The 15,750-nt window shown below is 67.6% G+C and carries 14 protein-coding genes; 10 read left to right on the top strand and 4 right to left on the bottom strand.

The window, feature by feature from the left end:
• Positions 1 to 10: 10 nt before the first annotated feature.
• Positions 11 to 823 (bottom strand): MBL fold metallo-hydrolase, encoded by an 813-nt coding sequence (locus tag AC07WC_RS15290; RefSeq protein ID WP_495210754.1) that lies wholly within the window; start codon positions 821 to 823, stop codon positions 11 to 13.
• Between the two features lie 10 nt (positions 824 to 833).
• The gene (locus AC07WC_RS15295) at positions 834 to 1,649 is read right to left on the bottom strand and encodes a S1/P1 nuclease (protein ID WP_495210755.1); all 816 of its coding nucleotides are present in this window, start codon (positions 1,647 to 1,649) and stop codon (positions 834 to 836) included.
• Between the two features lie 122 nt (positions 1,650 to 1,771).
• Between AC07WC_RS15295 and AC07WC_RS15300 the strand changes: the two genes are divergently transcribed.
• The gene (locus tag AC07WC_RS15300; protein ID WP_495210756.1) at positions 1,772 to 2,470 is read left to right on the top strand and encodes an aspartate/glutamate racemase family protein; all 699 of its coding nucleotides are present in this window, start codon (positions 1,772 to 1,774) and stop codon (positions 2,468 to 2,470) included.
• A gap of 77 nt (positions 2,471 to 2,547) precedes the next feature.
• On the opposite strand, the gene AC07WC_RS15305 is transcribed toward AC07WC_RS15300, so the two are convergent.
• Entirely contained in the window at positions 2,548 to 3,177 is a 630-nt protein-coding gene (locus AC07WC_RS15305; protein WP_495210757.1) for an OmpW/AlkL family protein, read from the bottom strand.
• A gap of 200 nt (positions 3,178 to 3,377) precedes the next feature.
• On the opposite strand from AC07WC_RS15305, the gene gap reads away from it, so the two are divergent.
• The 9 genes from gap to AC07WC_RS15350 all read left to right on the top strand — a co-directional run bounded on the left by gap (position 3,378) and on the right by AC07WC_RS15350 (position 14,932).
• The gene (gene gap, locus AC07WC_RS15310; protein ID WP_019183902.1) at positions 3,378 to 4,379 is read left to right on the top strand and encodes a type I glyceraldehyde-3-phosphate dehydrogenase; all 1,002 of its coding nucleotides are present in this window, start codon (positions 3,378 to 3,380) and stop codon (positions 4,377 to 4,379) included.
• Positions 4,380 to 4,558: 179 nt separating this feature from the next.
• Complete coding sequence (locus AC07WC_RS15315) at positions 4,559 to 7,243, top strand: DUF2339 domain-containing protein (protein ID WP_495210758.1); 2,685 nt, start codon at positions 4,559 to 4,561, stop codon at positions 7,241 to 7,243.
• Positions 7,240 to 8,607 carry a DUF3999 domain-containing protein gene (locus tag AC07WC_RS15320; RefSeq protein ID WP_495210759.1) on the top strand — a complete coding sequence of 456 codons (1,368 nt, stop codon included), beginning with the start codon at positions 7,240 to 7,242 and terminating at the stop codon, positions 8,605 to 8,607. The genes AC07WC_RS15315 and AC07WC_RS15320 overlap by 4 nt, the downstream gene beginning before the upstream one ends.
• Positions 8,608 to 8,744: 137 nt before the next feature.
• Positions 8,745 to 9,920 carry a phosphoglycerate kinase gene (locus AC07WC_RS15325; RefSeq protein WP_495210760.1) on the top strand — a complete coding sequence of 392 codons (1,176 nt, stop codon included), beginning with the start codon at positions 8,745 to 8,747 and terminating at the stop codon, positions 9,918 to 9,920.
• The gene (locus AC07WC_RS15330) at positions 9,917 to 10,558 is read left to right on the top strand and encodes an HAD hydrolase-like protein (protein WP_495210761.1); all 642 of its coding nucleotides are present in this window, start codon (positions 9,917 to 9,919) and stop codon (positions 10,556 to 10,558) included. Before AC07WC_RS15325 ends, AC07WC_RS15330 begins: the two co-directional genes overlap by 4 nt.
• 213 nt (positions 10,559 to 10,771) lie before the next feature.
• Positions 10,772 to 12,238, top strand: coding sequence for a pyruvate kinase (gene pyk, locus AC07WC_RS15335; RefSeq protein ID WP_019183907.1), 1,467 nt, complete (start codon positions 10,772 to 10,774; stop codon positions 12,236 to 12,238).
• Between the two features lie 246 nt (positions 12,239 to 12,484).
• Positions 12,485 to 13,489: a class I fructose-bisphosphate aldolase gene (locus tag AC07WC_RS15340; protein ID WP_019183908.1), complete on the top strand. Its 1,005-nt coding sequence runs from the start codon at positions 12,485 to 12,487 to the stop codon at positions 13,487 to 13,489.
• Between the two features lie 127 nt (positions 13,490 to 13,616).
• A complete protein-coding gene (locus AC07WC_RS15345; RefSeq protein ID WP_495210762.1) occupies positions 13,617 to 14,426 on the top strand; it encodes a gluzincin family metallopeptidase in 810 nt (269 codons plus the stop codon).
• Complete coding sequence (locus tag AC07WC_RS15350) at positions 14,384 to 14,932, top strand: M1 family aminopeptidase (protein ID WP_495210763.1); 549 nt, start codon at positions 14,384 to 14,386, stop codon at positions 14,930 to 14,932. The genes AC07WC_RS15345 and AC07WC_RS15350 overlap by 43 nt, the downstream gene beginning before the upstream one ends.
• 4 nt (positions 14,933 to 14,936) lie before the next feature.
• Here AC07WC_RS15350 and AC07WC_RS15355 read toward each other — a convergent pair whose 3' ends face one another.
• Entirely contained in the window at positions 14,937 to 15,536 is a 600-nt protein-coding gene (locus AC07WC_RS15355; protein ID WP_495210764.1) for an O-acetyl-ADP-ribose deacetylase, read from the bottom strand.
• Between the last annotated feature and the right edge of the window lie 214 nt (positions 15,537 to 15,750).

Consider the following 15,750-nt stretch of genomic DNA (forward strand, 5'->3'; position numbering starts at 1 on the left):
GGTGAGATGCCTATCCGTCGCGAACGGCGCCGCCCTGGATGTTCGCTTTCACTGAGGGTTCCATCAATTTAGGCTCGGCCAGCGTGGCATCGCGTGCCTGGCGCGTGGCGACGAACTCGGCTTCGCTGACGCCGTCATGCAGGTGGATATTGTGCGCGCGCTGCGCGCCGATGGTGGTTTCGTTGGCGACCTCGCGGCCACCGGGGCCGTAGTCGTGACAGATGAACACACGCGTTGCGTCCGGCAATGCCAGCAAGCGCTGGATCGAACGGTACAGCTGCGCCGCATCGCCGCCCGGGAAATCGCAGCGTGCGGTGCCGCCGTCGGGCATGAACAGCGAGTCGCCGGTGAACAGCGCATCGCCGATCCGATAGGCGACGCTGTCGCTGGTGTGCCCCGGCACCGCGATCACCTCGGCGTCGATATCACCGAGCGTGAAGCGCTCGCCATCGGCGAACAGATGATCGAACTGCGAGCCGTCGGTCGGAACATCCAGCGCGTAACGAGGGGCGAAGGTGCGCTGCACCTGCACGATGCCCGCGCCCATGGCCAGGGTCGCGCCCGGCCACTGGCGCTTGAGCCAGCGCCCGGCGCTGATGTGGTCGGCGTGGGCGTGGGTGTCCAGCAGCCAGCGCACCTGCAGACCGTGCTCGCGCACATGGGCCAGCAGCGGCTGCAGCGGCCCGGCACCGAGCGCGTCGGTGTCCGGGTCGTAATCCAGTACGGGATCGATCACCGCCGCCTGCAACGTCGCCGGGTCATGCACCACGTAGCTGAACGTGTGGCTGTCCGGGTGGAAGAAACTGGCGACGTGCAGTGACATGGTGCGGACCTCAGCGTTTGCCCAGGGTGTCGTTGAGCAGCACCGCCAGGCGTTCACCGGCCAGGCGCAGCTCGCGCTCGGCGACCGGGCGATAGGTCGCCGCATAGCTGGGGCCCAGCGTACGCTTGTCCGGGTAAACGCCAGGTGCAATGGCGATCCGGCAGCTGGCTTCGGCCCATTGCACGGCATCGGCATCGATGTTGGAGCGCTTCGCGAACGCCGGCTTTGGCAGGGCCAGCAGGCGCTTGAGGTACTGCTCGTCATCCAGCTTCTGCTCGTTCAGCATGCCGCTGTCCCACAGCGAGTGCAGGTTGGTACCGCGATTGTTGAACTGCACCTGGAAATCGTTGCCACCTTTGTCGTGGCCGTAGCCGGCATGCATCGGCTGGTGGATGTCACCGGCGAAGTGCACCACGAACTTCAGTGCCTGCGCGCGTTCGGCATCGGACTTGCTGCGGTCACCGAGGATCGCGGTCTGTGCTTTCAGCGCCTCGACCACGCAGTTGCCATTCCTGCAGTGCTTCTGCACTTCGTAGTGGCAATCGTCTTCGCCGATGTTGACGTAGTGCCAGCCGGCCGAGCGCTTGCCCAGGCCGGGGTCCTTGGCGCGCAGCTGATCGGCCCACGGGGCGATGCCGTGCAGTGTCGGATCCGGCTCGGCGGCGAGCAGACGGTCGACCTCGGCCTGGGTCTGCGCGGTCAGCCGGGTTTCGGCAATCCGGGCGACCAGCCGGTGGCCTTGCGCGCCCCAGGCCAGGGCATCGGTGGAAACAAGGGTGAGGGCCAGCGCAAGGGCGGTGGCTGGAAGCAGGGAGGGCATTTTCATCCGCGGCATTCTAGCGGGCTGACCGTGCGCGGGCTTGCCAGGATCTGGCCGGCTGCAGCGCCGGTCAGCTTCGGCTAGGCTCGCCGGGTGCCCGGCTTCGGGCGGACGCAGGAGGTAATCCCATGAGCCACATCATTGGCCTGATCGGCGGCATGAGCTGGGAAAGCTCCGCCCACTACTACCGCCTGATCAACGAGCAGGTGCGCGACACGCTGGGCGGGCTACATTCCGGGCGGATCCTGCTGTGGTCGTTCGATTTCGCCGAGATCGAGGCGCTGCAGCATGCCGGCGACTGGGACAGTGCCACGCAGCGGATGATCGATGCGGCCCAGCGGCTGCAGGGTGCCGGTGCCACCGCCATCGTGATCTGCACCAACACCATGCACCGCATGGCCGACGCAGTGCAGGCGGCGATCGCGATTCCCCTGCTGCACATCGCCGATCCCACGGCCGACGCAATCAAGGCCGCCGGGTTGCGGCGCATCGGCCTGCTCGGCACCGCGTTCACGATGGAGCACGATTTCTACAAGGGTCGGCTCACGCAGGCGCATGGCCTGGAGGTGCTGGTCCCGGACGCCGACGATCGCGCGGCGGTGCACCGGATCATCTACGGGGAGCTGGTGCAGGGCCAGGCGCTGCCGGCATCGCGCGAGCTGTTCCGTGCCGTGATGCAGCGACTGGTGGAGCGCGGCGCGCAGGGCATCATCCTGGGCTGCACGGAGATCATGCTGCTGGTCGGGGCGCAGGATGCAACGGTGCCGGTGTTCGATACGACCACGCTGCATGCGCGGGCGGCGGGACAACATCTGTTGGCGGGGTGAATCCAAAAAAACCCCGGCCGAAGCCGGGGAACTGTCTTGCTGCGAGGGTGTTGCCTTGTTGGGTTCTGATCCGCCGATCAGAACTTGAACACGTATGACACGCCGTAGGCGAGCGGGTCGATGTTGACGGTGCCAAGCTTCTCGCCGTCGAGCTTGACCTTGCTGTCGATGTCGATCCAGCGCACGTCGACGCGCAGCGAGCCCTTGTCATTGATCGCGAAGTCCAGGCCCGCATGCGCGGCCAGGCCCCAGGAGTCGTCCATCTTCAGCTTGCTGCCGGCCAGCGCGCCGCTGGTTTCCTCGCTGAAAAAGGTGGTGTAGTTGATGCCGGCGCCCAGGAACGGGGAGACCTTGCCCTTGCTGTTGAAGTGGTACTGCAGCGAAACCACCGGCGGCAGGTGCTTGGTGCTGCCGACGCGGCCGAGGCCGTCGATGTTGATGTCGTGCTTGAACGGCAGCGCGGCCAGGATCTCGATGCCGAGGTTGTCGGCGATGAAATACTCACCGGTGATGGTCGGCTTGATGTCATTGTCGACATCGACCTTCAGGGTGCCGCCGGCCAGCGAGCCGTTGTTGGACTTCGGGGCGACCTGGTGTACGCCGGCACCGATCGTCCAGTCGCCCTTGGACTGGGCCATGGCGGGGGCGGCGGCCAGCGCCAGGCTGGCGGCCAGGCAGGAGAGCAGGAGGGGGGAGGTCTTGCGCATGAGACGGTCTCGTGGCGGGTGGGAATGGCCCCAGTTTTCCCGCACGCGCCGCTTCGCGCCTTGATCCGGATCAATCCGGGCATTTGCCGTTGTAACCGGTTCCCATTCGGCTTCGGCGGGCCTGCCCGGGCCTGGCCCTGCTAGAATGAACACCCCTTTCCATCGGCGCCGCACCGTCGCGGCTGCAGGAGCTTGTGAACATGGCAATCAAGGTTGGCATCAACGGTTTCGGTCGCATCGGGCGCAACGTGCTGCGTTCGGCCGTGCTGAACTTCGGCAATGACATCGAAATCGTCGCCATCAACGATCTGCTGGAGCCGGACTACCTGGCGTACATGCTGAAGTACGACTCCGTGCATGGCCGCTTCAAGGCCGATGTGGAGGTCTCCGGCAACGACCTGCTGGTCAACGGCAAGAAGATCCGCCTGACCCAGGAACGCGATCCGGCCAACCTGAAGTGGGACGAGGTCGGCGTGGACGTGGTGATCGAGTCCACCGGCCTGTTCCTGACCAAGGAAACCGCGCAGAAGCACATCGACGCGGGCGCCAAGAAGGTGATCCTGTCGGCGCCGTCGAAGGACGACACCCCGATGTTCGTGTTCGGCGTGAACGACAAGACCTACGCCGGCCAGGCGATCGTCTCCAATGCCTCGTGCACCACCAACTGCCTGGCCCCGCTGGCCAAGGTCATCAACGACAAGTGGGGCATCAAGCGCGGCCTGATGACCACCGTGCACGCGGCGACCGCCACCCAGAAGACCGTCGATGGCCCGTCCAACAAGGACTGGCGCGGTGGCCGTGGCATCCTGGAAAACATCATTCCGTCCTCCACCGGTGCGGCCAAGGCCGTCGGCGTGGTGATCCCGGAATTGAACAAGAAACTGACCGGCATGAGCTTCCGCGTACCGACCTCGGACGTGTCGGTGGTCGATCTGACCGTCGAGCTGGAGAAGGAAGCCACCTACGCCGAGATCTGCGCTGAAGTGAAGGCACAGAGCGAAGGCGCGCTGAAGGGCATCCTGGGCTACACCGAAGACAAGGTCGTGGCGACCGACTTCCGCGGTGAAACCCACACCTCGGTGTTCGACGCCGATGCCGGCATCGCGCTGGATGGCACCTTCGTCAAGCTGGTGTCCTGGTACGACAACGAATGGGGCTACTCCAACAAGTGCCTGGAAATGGTCAAGGTCGTCGCGGCGTAAGCCAGCGCGTTCCCTGCGTCATTCCACAGACCCTGGCCCCGTGCCGGGGTCTGTCGTTTCAGGCGGGTGTGGCGGGGCCTTGATCCCGCGCCTGCCGCCGATCCATTAGCATGGCCCGCGTGCCGCCGGCACTGTACCTGCCGGGTGCAGCCGTGGCGACCTCTTGAGGATGGCCTGGAATGGAAGCTCTGATTGTCCTGCTGGTGCTGGTACTGCTGGCGATCCCGCTGCTGCTGATCGTGGCGCTGGTGATGATCGCCGGCCTGCGCCGACGCGTCGCCGCGCTGGAGCAGCGCGCCGCCGGGTCTGCCTGGGAGACCCCGCCGGCACCGGCCGAACCCGAACGGCCACTGCGCTGGACGGATAGTGAATCCGTGGGCACCGTGGCCGCGCCGCTGGACTTCGCCATGCAGCCCGGCGGCGAAACGCCCGTCGAGACCGCGGACACCGTGGCGGCACCCGCCGCGGCGGCCGCCATGCCGCCACCGCTGCCGTTCGCCGCATCGATTCCGCCCAGGCCCGCGCCGCCGGTGGCACCGGTTGAACCCCAGGGGCCCGGCATCGGCGAGCGCCTCGTCGGCACCCTCAAACAGTGGTTCACCGAAGGCAACGTGCCGGTCAAGATCGGCATGCTGGTGTTGCTGGCCGGTGTGGCCGCGCTGCTCAAGTACGCCAGCGACCAGGGCTGGTTGAACGCACCGATCGAGCTGCGCCTGGCCGCCATCGCGGTCGCCGCGCTGGCCGGGCTGGTATTCGGCTGGCTGCAGCGCGATACCCGGCGCCTGTTCGCGCTGGCGCTGCAGGGCGGGGCGATCGGCATCCTGTTGCTGACCATTTTCGCCGCGTTCAAGCGCTATGACCTGATGCCGGTCGCACCGGCCTTCGCGCTCAGCGTGCTGCTGATCGCCGGCATGGGCGTGCTGGCGGTGGTGCAGAACTCGCGCACGCTGGCGGTGCTCGGCATCCTGGCCGGATTCATGGCGCCGATATGGCTGTCCACCGGCAGCGGCAACCACGTCGCGCTGTTCTCCTATTACGCCGTGCTCAATGCGGCCATCCTGGCGATTGCCTGGTGGCGTCCGTGGCGCGCGCTGAACCTGCTGGGCTTCGCCTTCACCTTCGGCATCGGGACGGCCTGGGGCGTGCTCCAGTACAGCGCCGACAAGTTCGCCAGCACCGAGCCCTTCCTGCTGCTGTTCTTCGTCTTCTACCTGCTGATTCCGATCCTCTATGCGCGCCGGCAGAGCGCGGAGAAACGCGATCTGGTCGATGGCAGCCTGGTGTTCGGCACGCCACTGATCGCCTTCTCGCTGCAGGCCGGGCTGCTGCATGACGACCGTCTGCTGCTGGCGTTGTGCTCGCTGGTGTTGGCGGCGTTGTACGCCGGTCTGGCCTGGGCATTGATCAAGCGTGAGCGCTACGCCGCGCTGGGCCAGTCGCATGCGGTGCTGGCGGTTGGCTTCGCCACGTTGGCGGTGCCGCTGGCGCTGTCTGCACGCGCCACCGCCAGTGTGTTCGCACTGGAAGGCGCCGCCTTGGCCTGGCTGGGCCTGCGCCAGCAGCGCTGGCTGCCGCAGGTCACCGGTGCCTTGCTGACCCTGGGGGCCGCGTTCGGCTTCGTGGTCGGTGCGGATTACTGGCACCTGGACGCCACCGCCATCGCCAACCCGACGTTCATGAGCGGGCTGCTGCTGGCACTGGCCGGTTTTGCCGCGGCCTTCAGTTACCGCCGCGCGCAGCAGGATGCGCCCGCCATCGTGTACTACCTGTGGGGCCTGCTGTGGTGGCTGGGCAGTGTCAGCCACGAGATCCTGCGCTTCGTCACCCACCGCATCGAGCCCGATGCGCTGCTGATCGCCGCGGCGGTGACCGCGTGGCTGGCCGCCGAGGTGCATCGCCGCTGGCCGGCGCGCGCGCTGGTGCTGACCACGCTGGCGATGGTGCTGGCCGCCTTCCCGTTGGCACTGTGGCAGGCCGACGTGCATGACCAGCCGTTCGCCGGCTACGGCGCGCTGGCGTGGGCGGTGTTCGCGCTGCTCGGCGTACGCAGCCTGTGGTGTCTGCGTGGGGGCGAAGACCGCACGTCGCTGGCGGCACAGTTCCTGTGGTGGCTGCTGTGGCCGTCGGTGGTGTCGCTGGCCTGCCTGTGGCTGGCCGATCGCTTCGCGCTGGCGCAGGGCTGGGGCTTGGCCCTGATGCTGCTGCCGTGGCTGCTGGTCACCGCGGTGGCGCTGCTGCGCTGGCGCTGGCTGGCGGTGCCGCTGGGCGAGCGCTTCGATCCGATGCGTACGCCGCTGCAGAGCACCTTGTTCGCGGTGCTTGGCGCGAGCTGGGTGGGCCTGTTGCTGGTCCCGGCCGGGGCCGCGCCGCTGCCGTGGCTGCCGCTGCTCAACCCGGTGGAGCTGGCGCAGTTCGCCGTTCTGGTCCTCGCCGCGCGCTGGCTGTGGTCCGCGCAGGCGCCGCAGGGCCTGCGTGCGATCCGCATTCCGGTGCTGGCGATTGCCGGCTTCGTCGCCCTGACCAGCATCACCCTGCATGCGGTGCACCACTGGGGCGCGGTGCCGTGGAACGAGCGCTTGTGGTCCTCGACCCTGGCCCAGACCAGCCTGACCGTGGTCTGGAGCGTGCTCGGCGTGATCAGCTGGGTGTGGGGCTCGCGTCGCGGGCAACGCGTGCTGTGGCTGGTCGGCGCGGTGCTGATGGGCGTGGTGCTGGCCAAGCTGGTGCTGATCGACCGCCAGCACCTGGGCAACCTGCTTGGTATTTCTTCCTTCATCGCCTACGGCCTGCTGTGCACGGTCGTGGGCTATCTGGCACCGGCACCGCCACGCGCGCCGGACTCCGCCGTGGAGCCGCAACCTTGAAGACCTTCCGCCCGCTGATCCTGCTTGCCGCGCTGGCGTACCCGGTGCTGGCCCAGACCGCAGATGACCGCCAGGCGTACCGCCAGCAATGGCCGCTGCAGCTCGCGCAGCCACAGGCCGGTGCGTACCGGTTGACGCTCGACGACGGCGTGTACCGCACCGCGGTGTCGCCGCGCCTGGCCGATGTGCAGGTGTTCAATGCCCAGGGCCAGGCACTGCCCTCGGCGTTGCTCGCGGCGGACCAGCCGCTGGCCCAGGCGCCGCAGTGGCAGACGCTGTCCTGGTTCCCGCTGCCACCGATGGCGGGCACCTCCGGCGATGACCTGCAGCTGTTCACCGAACGCAATACCGACGGCAGCGTGCGCCGGGTCGAAGCGCGGCTGGGGCGGGGTGGGGCGGCCGGGCAGCCGGCGGGCTGGTTGATCGACGCCAGTGCCCTGAAGACCGGCGTGCAGGCGCTGCGCCTGGACTGGCAGACCCAGGCGCCCCTGCAGGCGCGCGTGCGGGTGGAGATGAGCAACGATCTGCGTGATTGGCTGCGCATTGCCGATGACGTGCCGCTGGTCGACCTGCAGCACGAAGGCCGCCGCCTGCAGCAGCGCCGCATCGAGATCGCGCGCCAGGCCAAGTATTTCCGCATCCTGCCGATCGGCGCCGATGCCTTGCCGGCGCTGTCCACCGTGCAGGCCGAGCTGGCGCCGACTGCGCAGGCGATCGCGTGGCGCTGGCAGTCGTTGGCCGGGACCGCCGGCAAGCCCGGCGAGTTCGAGTATCACCTCGACGGGCGCTTCCCGATCGCGCAGGCGGATATCGCCACCGCCGACAACAGCGTGGTGCAGTGGACGCTGTTGAGCCGCGATGATGCCGACCAGCCGTGGCAGGTCCGCGCGGGCCCGTGGGTGGCCTATCAGCTGCAGGACGCCGCCGACCGCCGGCAATCGCAGACCCAGCCGCTGACGCGCAGCACGCGTGACCGTTACTGGAAACTGATCGCGGGCCAACCGCAGTCGATGCCCGCGCCGACGCTCAAGCTCGGTTACCAGCCCGAAGCGCTGGTGTTCCTCAGCCAGGGCGATCCGCCGTACGCGGTGGCCGCCGGCAGCGTGCGCGCCGAGCGCCAGGACGCACCGGTGGCCACCGTGATCGCCCAGCTGCGCGAGCAGCATGGCGCGCAGTGGCAGCCGGCGCAGGCCACCGTGCAGGGCGCGCCGGAAGTGCTTGCCGGCGATGCCGCGGTGGTACCGCAGCGCGACTGGAAGCAGTGGCTGCTGTGGGCACTGCTGGTGATCGGCGTGCTGATCGTCGGCGGATTCGCGGTGAGCCTGCTGCGCCAGCCGCGTTTTAACGGGGACGGGGGTAGTTAAGCCCGCTTAACTACCCCCGTCCCCATTAATAACTACCTCCGTCCCCGTTAAGAGGTTTGCGGTGCACCGTCGCAGCCGGGACAATGACGGTCTGCGCCGCGTGGCGCCCTTCCTTCTTCAGAGCCAAAGAGTTGCTTATGTCCATCGTTCGCATGACCGACCTCGATCTCTCCGGCAAGCGCGTGCTGATCCGCCAGGATCTGAATGTGCCGGTCGACAACGGCCAGATCACCTCCGAACAGCGCATCACCGCATCGCTGCCGACGCTGAAGCTGGCCCTGGAGAAGGGCGCTGCCGTGATGGTGACCTCGCACCTGGGGCGTCCGAAGGAAGGCGTGTGGAGCGAGGCCGAGTCGCTGGCCCCGGTGGCGCTGCGCCTGTCGCAGCTGCTGGGTGTCGAGGTGCCGCTGGTGCGCGATTGGGTTGACGGCGTGCAGGTCGCGCCGGGGTCGATCGTGCTGCTGGAAAACTGCCGCATGAATGTCGGCGAGGCCAAGGACGATGAAGCGCTGGCGAAGAAGTACGCCGCGCTCTGCGATGTGTTCGTGATGGATGCCTTCGGCACCGCGCACCGTGCACAGGCCTCCACCCATGGCGTGATCCGCTTCGCTCCGGTCGCCGCCGGTGGCCCGTTGCTGATGGCCGAACTGGACGCGCTGGCCAAGGCACTGCTTGCCCCGGCCCCGCCGCTGCTGGCGATCGTGGCCGGCAGCAAGGTCAGCACCAAGCTTGAGCTGCTTTCCAGCCTGGTCGGCAAGGTCGACCAGCTGATCGTCGGCGGTGGCATCGCCAACACCTTCATCGCGGCCGCGGGCCATTCGGTCGGCAAGTCGCTGTATGAGCCGAACCTGTTGGACACCGCCAGGAAGATCGTCGCCGATGCCAAGGCGCGCGGCGCCGACATCCCGCTGCCGACCGATGTCGTCGTGGCCAAGCAGTTCCTGCCGGACGCCGAAGCCACGGTGAAGGCCGTCGCCGACGTGGCCGAGGATGACCTGATCCTGGATATCGGCCCGGACACCGCACAGCACTACGCCGGGCTGATCGCCAAGGCCGGCACCGTGGTCTGGAACGGCCCGGTCGGCGTGTTCGAGTTCGAGGCCTTCAGCCATGGCACCGAAGCGCTGGCCCGCGCCATCGCGGCCTCGCCGGCGTTCTCGATCGCTGGCGGTGGCGACACCCTGGCTGCGGTCGACAAGTACGACATCGCCAATGACGTGAGCTACATCTCCACCGGCGGCGGTGCGTTCCTGGAGTTCCTGGAAGGCAAGACCCTGCCGGCCGTCGCCGCGCTGGAGGCCCGCGGCTCGTGAGCCGCGATGTGCTGTTCTTCGATCTCGACGGCACGCTGATCGATTCGGCCGTCGGGATCACCCAGTGCGTGGCGCATGCGCTCACCCGGATGGGCCAGCCGGTTCCGCCGCAGGCCGAGCTCCGGCGCTGGATCGGGCCATCGCTGCGCACCAGCTTCGCCCCGTTGTTCAGCGATCCGGCCCAGGTCGAGCAGGCGGTGACGTATTACCGTGAGCGCTTCGACGTGGTCGGCTGGCGCGAGCATGCGGTCTACCCGCGGATCGGCCAGGTGGTGCAGGCGCTGAAGGACCGCGGCCATCGGCTGGCGATCGTCACCGCCAAGAACGAACCGCATGCGCGGCGCATCGTCGAGCACCTGCCGTTCGGTGACTGCTTCGAGGACGTGATCGGGGCCACCCCGGACGGCAGCCGCAGCGAGAAGCCGCAGCTGGTCGCCGAGGCCCTGCACCGGCTGTCGTTGACCCCGGCGCAGTGCTGGATGATCGGCGACCGGCGCATGGATATCGAAGGCGCGCGCCATCACGGGCTGCGCAATATCGGCGTGTTGTGGGGTTTCGGCGGTGCCGACGAGCTCACGGCGGCCGGTGCGGCGCACCTGGCGCAGGCGCCGGATGAGTTGCTCACGCTGATCGATTGAGGCACCCGGCGGCGTCCCGTACGCTGCCGCATGTCCTGCGCAAAGCCCCGCCGGGGCTGGCGCTGGCCGACGGGCAGCCAAACGGCTGTCCGTCCGGCCGTCTCGCGCTGTCTGCAGGACAACAGCGAAACCCAACTGTGCCAATGCTGTAAACGTATTCATGGGACGTGAAGGGTGTGCTAATTTCGCTCCTTTAACGGGAGCCCATTAACCATGATTGAGCGTCAGCGTCGCACCAAGATCCTCGCCACCCTCGGACCGGCCACCGACCCGCCGGGCGTGCTGGAGGATCTCTTCCGCGCCGGCGTGAACGTGGTTCGCCTCAACTTCAGCCACGGTGACCCGTCCGGCCAAGCCAAGCGTGCCGCCGACGTGCGTGCCGCCGCCGCCCGCGTGGGCGTGGAAGTGGGCATCCTGGCCGACCTGCCGGGCCCGAAGATCCGCATCGAGCGTTTCGCCGAAGGCAAGATCAAGCTCAAGGCGGGCGACCGCTTCGACCTGGTCGCCTCGCCGAACGCACCGGCCGGCGACACCACCCAGGTCGGCGTGAGCTACCTGGGCCTGCCGCAGGACGTGACCGCCGGTGACATCCTGCTGCTCGACGATGGCCTGATGCAGCTGCAGGTCACCGAGGTACAGGGCGAGCGCATCATCAACACCGTGCTCAACGATGGCGTGCTGTCCGACCGCAAGGGCCTGAACAAGCAGGGTGGCGGCCTGTCGCTGGGCGCGCTGACCGAGCGCGACAAAGAGCTGATCGGCATCGTGGCCAAGATCGGCGTGGACTTCATCGCCGTCTCGTTCTGCCGCAACGCGCAGGACATGAACGACGCGCGTGAGATCGCCGAGTCGCATGGCTGCTACGCCGCGCTGGTCTCCAAGATCGAGCGCACCGAAGCGATCGACAACCTGGAAGAGATCGTCGACGCCAGCGACGTGGTCATGGTCGCCCGCGGCGATCTGGGCGTGGAAATCGGCGACGCCGAACTGCCGGGCCTGCAGAAGAAGATCATCAAGGCCTCGCTGGCGCAGAACAAGGTGGTGATCACCGCCACCCAGATGCTGCAGTCGATGGTGGAAAGCCCGATCCCGACCCGCGCCGAAGTGCTGGACGTGGCCAACTCGGTCATCGACGGTACCGATGCGGTGATGCTCTCGGCCGAAACCGCCGCCGGCATGTACCCGGTCAAGGCGGTCGAAGCGATGGCCCGCATCTGCCTGGGTGCCGAACGCCAGTTCCAGACCGAGACCGATTTCGGCGCCTCGCCGCGCAACCTGGAACGTGCCGACCAGGCGATCGCCATGGCCACCATGTTCCTGTCCCAGCACGTAGGCGTGCGCGCGATCGTGGCGATGACCGAATCCGGTGGCACCGCGCGTTACCTGTCGCGTTTCCGTGCCTCGGCCCCGGTGTTCGCAGTGACCCGCCATGACGGCGCGCGCCGCCAGATGGCGCTGATGCGCGATGTGTTCCCGATCAACTTCGACAGCCGCGGCCTGACCCCGCGCGAAGCCGCGCGCGGCAGCATCCGCCTGCTGTTCGAAGCGAACCAACTGCAGGGCGGTGACCGCGTGGTCTTCACCAGCGGCGAGCACATGGAAACCCATGGCGCCACCAACACGCTGCGCCTGCTGGAAGTGGGCGAAGACGGCCGTGCCAGCGGCCTCGGCGAACTCTAAGGGTACGCGTCATCGCATACGCGCTGTCGTCCCACGGTTTGCGCTGCAAACCGTGGGCCACTTCTTACCATCTCCCAGACCCCCGCCGCGTCGCGGCCGCCCCCTCACTCAGGGGGCTTTCCCCCATACATATTCGATCGCCTGGGCCCGTTTTCGGATGGAATCGTTTCCAGATTCCGTGGACGGCCAGTTCACGGGAGGCGGGGTCTATAATTGGCGTTTTCCCGCACCCGCCACAGGAAGTACATGAGCATCGAACAGCTGGCTGAAACCGCACAGGCCATGGTCGCCCCGGGCAAGGGCATCATCGCGATCGACGAATCCACCGGCACCATCGGCAAGCGCTTCGCCAGCGTCGGCCTGGAGAACACCGAGGAGAACCGTCGCGCCTACCGCGAACTGCTGCTCACCACGCCCAAGCTGAACGAGCACATCTCCGGCGCGATCCTGTACGACGAGACCATCCGTCAGTCCACCAAGGACGGCGTCCCGTTCGCCAAGTACATGGCCGCCCAGGGCATCATTCCGGGCATCAAGGTCGACAAGGGCGCGCATGCCCTGGCCGGCTGCCCGGGCGAGCTGGTCACCGAAGGCCTGGACGGCCTGCGCGAGCGCCTGCAGGAGTACTACAAGCTGGGTGCGCGCTTCGCCAAGTGGCGTGCGGTCATCAACATCGGTGAAAGCATCCCGTCGGGCACCTGCATCGAATCCAATGCCCATGCGCTGGCCCGTTATGCCGCGCTGTGCCAGGAATGCGGCCTGGTGCCGATGGTCGAGCCGGAAGTGATCATGGACGGCGACCACGACATCGAGACCTGCTACGAAGTCACCGAAGCGACCCTGCGTTCGCTGTTCGACGCGCTGTACCAGCAGAACGTGCTGCTGGAAGGCACCATCCTGAAGGCCTCGATGGTCATCTCCGGCAAGGGCTGCGAAGAGCAGGCCGACGTCGAGGAAGTGGCCGAGTCGACCGTGATGTGCCTCAAGAGCACCGTGCCGGCGATCCTGCCGGGCGTGGTGTTCCTGTCCGGTGGCCAGAGCGATGAGCAGTCCACCGCGCATCTGAACGCCATGAACCAGATGGGCAACCTGCCGTGGCCGCTGAGCTTCTCCTACGGCCGTGCCATGCAGCAGGCCGCGCTGAAGCTGTGGGCCAAGGACACCAAGGCCAATGTCGCCAAGGCGCAGCAGACGATCTACGACCGCGCCAAGGAAAACGGCCAGGCCGCACTGGGCAAGTGGAACGGCTGATCCACGCCTGACCGCAGTCAATGAAAACGCCGGCCTCGTGCCGGCGTTTTTGTCTGCGCGATACAGCGGTGCGCAAATGCGCGCGTGCTCTGGCACGATGCGATCCACCTTCGCGTGGATGGATCCCATGTTCGTTCGTCTCTATGTCCCGCTGTGCGTGGTGCCATTGCTGCTGGGGAGCGCACCGGCGCACGCAGTGGTGCCGCGCGGCTTCGATGTACTGCATTACGACGTCGCGCTGGTGCCCGACATCGCCCACAAGCGCGTCACCGGCCAGCAGACACTGCGGTTCAAAGCCGAGCAGGAGCTGCGCACAGTGACGCTGGACAGCGGCGCGCTCGATGTGACGGCCGTGATGCAGGGTGATCGCGTGTTGGCGTTCGCGCAGGATGACGCGAAGGTGCAGATCACACTGGCCGAACCGCTTGCGCGGGGAGCGACCGCCAGCGTGACGATCCGCTATCACGGCGCACCGCCCTACGGCCTGGAGTTCGCGCCCGAGCGCGACGAGGTCTACACGATCTTCTCGACCAGCCAGTGGATGCCCTCGGTGGACGCCCCCGACGAGCGCGCCACGCTGGCGCTGTCCGTGACCCTGCCGCCCGGCCTGTTGGCGGCGGGCACCGGCCGCGCGCTGCCGGTGCGCACGCTTGCCGATGGACGCATCGAACATCGCTGGCAGCTGGATACGCCGATGCCGGGTATGTCTACGGCTTCACGGCGGGCCGCTATCAGGAAGCCACGCAGCAACATGGCGCGACCGGCTTGCGGTTCCTGTCCAAGGAGCGTTCGCCCGAGCAGCTGCGGCGCGTGTTCAGCGCCACGGGCGCGATGTTGGATTTCTTCGCAGAGCGAGCGGGACTACCGTATCGCGGCGACTATCATCAGGCGCTGGTGGCCCGCACGATCGAGCAGGAAATGGCCGGGCTGTCGCTGATGTCCGAGCGCTACGGCCAGCAACTGCTGGAGGATCCCGGCCAGACCGCGTTGATGGCGCACGAGGCTGCGCATCAGTGGTGGGGCAACCGGGTGACCTGCGCCGGCTGGGAGCATTTCTGGCTCAACGAGGGCATGGCCAACTTCATGACCGCCGCCTACCTCCAGCAGGCGCAGGGAGAGGCGGCCTACCAGGCGCAGGTGGCGATCTGGCGCACGCGGCTGGACGCGTTGCGTGCCAAGGGCGCGGATCACGCGCTGGTGTACGCGGACTGGAGCGCGCCGACCGGCGATGACCGCGCGGTGGTGTACCAGAAGGGCGCGTACGTGCTGCACCTGCTGCGCAGCGACATGGGTGAGGCCGCGTTCTGGCGCGGCATCCGTGCGTACACGCAGGCCAATGATGGACGCTCGGTGGTGACCGCCGATTTCCAGTGTGCGATGGAAACCGCGGTCGGCCGCTCATTGCAGCCGTTCTTCGCGCGTTGGGTCTATGGCGTGGGCTGACGCCTCAGTGCGCCGCCGCCGGCGGCAGCCCCAACGGCAGCGGCGCGAAGATCGCCGACGTCGAGGGTTCGACCGGCTGGCCTGCTGCCGCGAGCGCTGACTGGTAGGCCTTGTACGTTGCTGCGTTGTACGCGACCAGGATGATCCGGCGCGGCTGCTGGTGCGAGCGCTGCCAGGTCAGGGTCTCGGTGGCGGCGATGTGCGCGGCCTGGTGCAGCGGATAGCCGAACACCCCGCAGCTGATCGCCGGGAAGGCGATCGATTCCAGATCCAGCTTTTCGGCCAGCTGCAGCGATTTCCCGTAGCAGTTGGCCAACAGCGCCGGCTCATCGCGCAGGCCGTCCTGCCAGACCGGGCCGACCGTGTGGAACACATGCCTGGCCGGCAGCTCGAAGGCCGGCGTCTCGCGCACTTCGCCGGTCGGGCAGCGCATGCCGGGGCGGATCTCCGGCAGGGCGCGGCACGCGTCGAGCAACTGCGGGCCCGCCGCACGATGGATCGCGCCGTCCACACCACCGCCGCCCAGCAGGGACTCGTTGGCCGCATTGACGATCGCATCCACCGCCAGGGTCGTGATGTCGCCCTGCCACACTTCGATCTTCATGCGTACCGCTCCTTACTCACTGTTACCGGGTCCATACAACGGAATGACGTGCCTGACCTGCACGGTACCCGGCAGGACATCTAGGCTACGTCATCGTCGTCTCAGGCAGTGCGCCCCGGCGAGCGCTGGCTGACCTTCACACGATGCCGCCGGATCGCTTCACCGCAGATGAAGCGCCCCAAGCAGAACGCCCGCCGGTCAGGGCGGGCGTTTC

The sequence above is a fragment of the Stenotrophomonas sp. GW821-FHT01H02A genome, from assembly GCF_059422145.1.

Bases quoted from the DNA above. Each gene is read 5' to 3' on its own strand.
- AC07WC_RS15290 (WP_495210754.1), bottom strand. From the start codon at position 823: ATGTCACTGCACGTCGCCAGTTTCTTCCACCCGGACAGCCACACGTTC.
- AC07WC_RS15295 (WP_495210755.1), bottom strand. From the start codon at position 1,649: ATGAAAATGCCCTCCCTGCTTCCAGCCACCGCCCTTGCGCTGGCCCTC.
- AC07WC_RS15300 (WP_495210756.1), top strand. From the start codon at position 1,772: ATGAGCCACATCATTGGCCTGATCGGCGGCATGAGCTGGGAAAGCTCC.
- AC07WC_RS15305 (WP_495210757.1), bottom strand. From the start codon at position 3,177: ATGCGCAAGACCTCCCCCCTCCTGCTCTCCTGCCTGGCCGCCAGCCTG.
- gap (WP_019183902.1), top strand. From the start codon at position 3,378: ATGGCAATCAAGGTTGGCATCAACGGTTTCGGTCGCATCGGGCGCAAC.
- AC07WC_RS15315 (WP_495210758.1), top strand. From the start codon at position 4,559: ATGGAAGCTCTGATTGTCCTGCTGGTGCTGGTACTGCTGGCGATCCCG.
- AC07WC_RS15325 (WP_495210760.1), top strand. From the start codon at position 8,745: ATGTCCATCGTTCGCATGACCGACCTCGATCTCTCCGGCAAGCGCGTG.
- pyk (WP_019183907.1), top strand. From the start codon at position 10,772: ATGATTGAGCGTCAGCGTCGCACCAAGATCCTCGCCACCCTCGGACCG.
- AC07WC_RS15340 (WP_019183908.1), top strand. From the start codon at position 12,485: ATGAGCATCGAACAGCTGGCTGAAACCGCACAGGCCATGGTCGCCCCG.
- AC07WC_RS15345 (WP_495210762.1), top strand. From the start codon at position 13,617: ATGTTCGTTCGTCTCTATGTCCCGCTGTGCGTGGTGCCATTGCTGCTG.
- AC07WC_RS15355 (WP_495210764.1), bottom strand. From the start codon at position 15,536: ATGAAGATCGAAGTGTGGCAGGGCGACATCACGACCCTGGCGGTGGAT.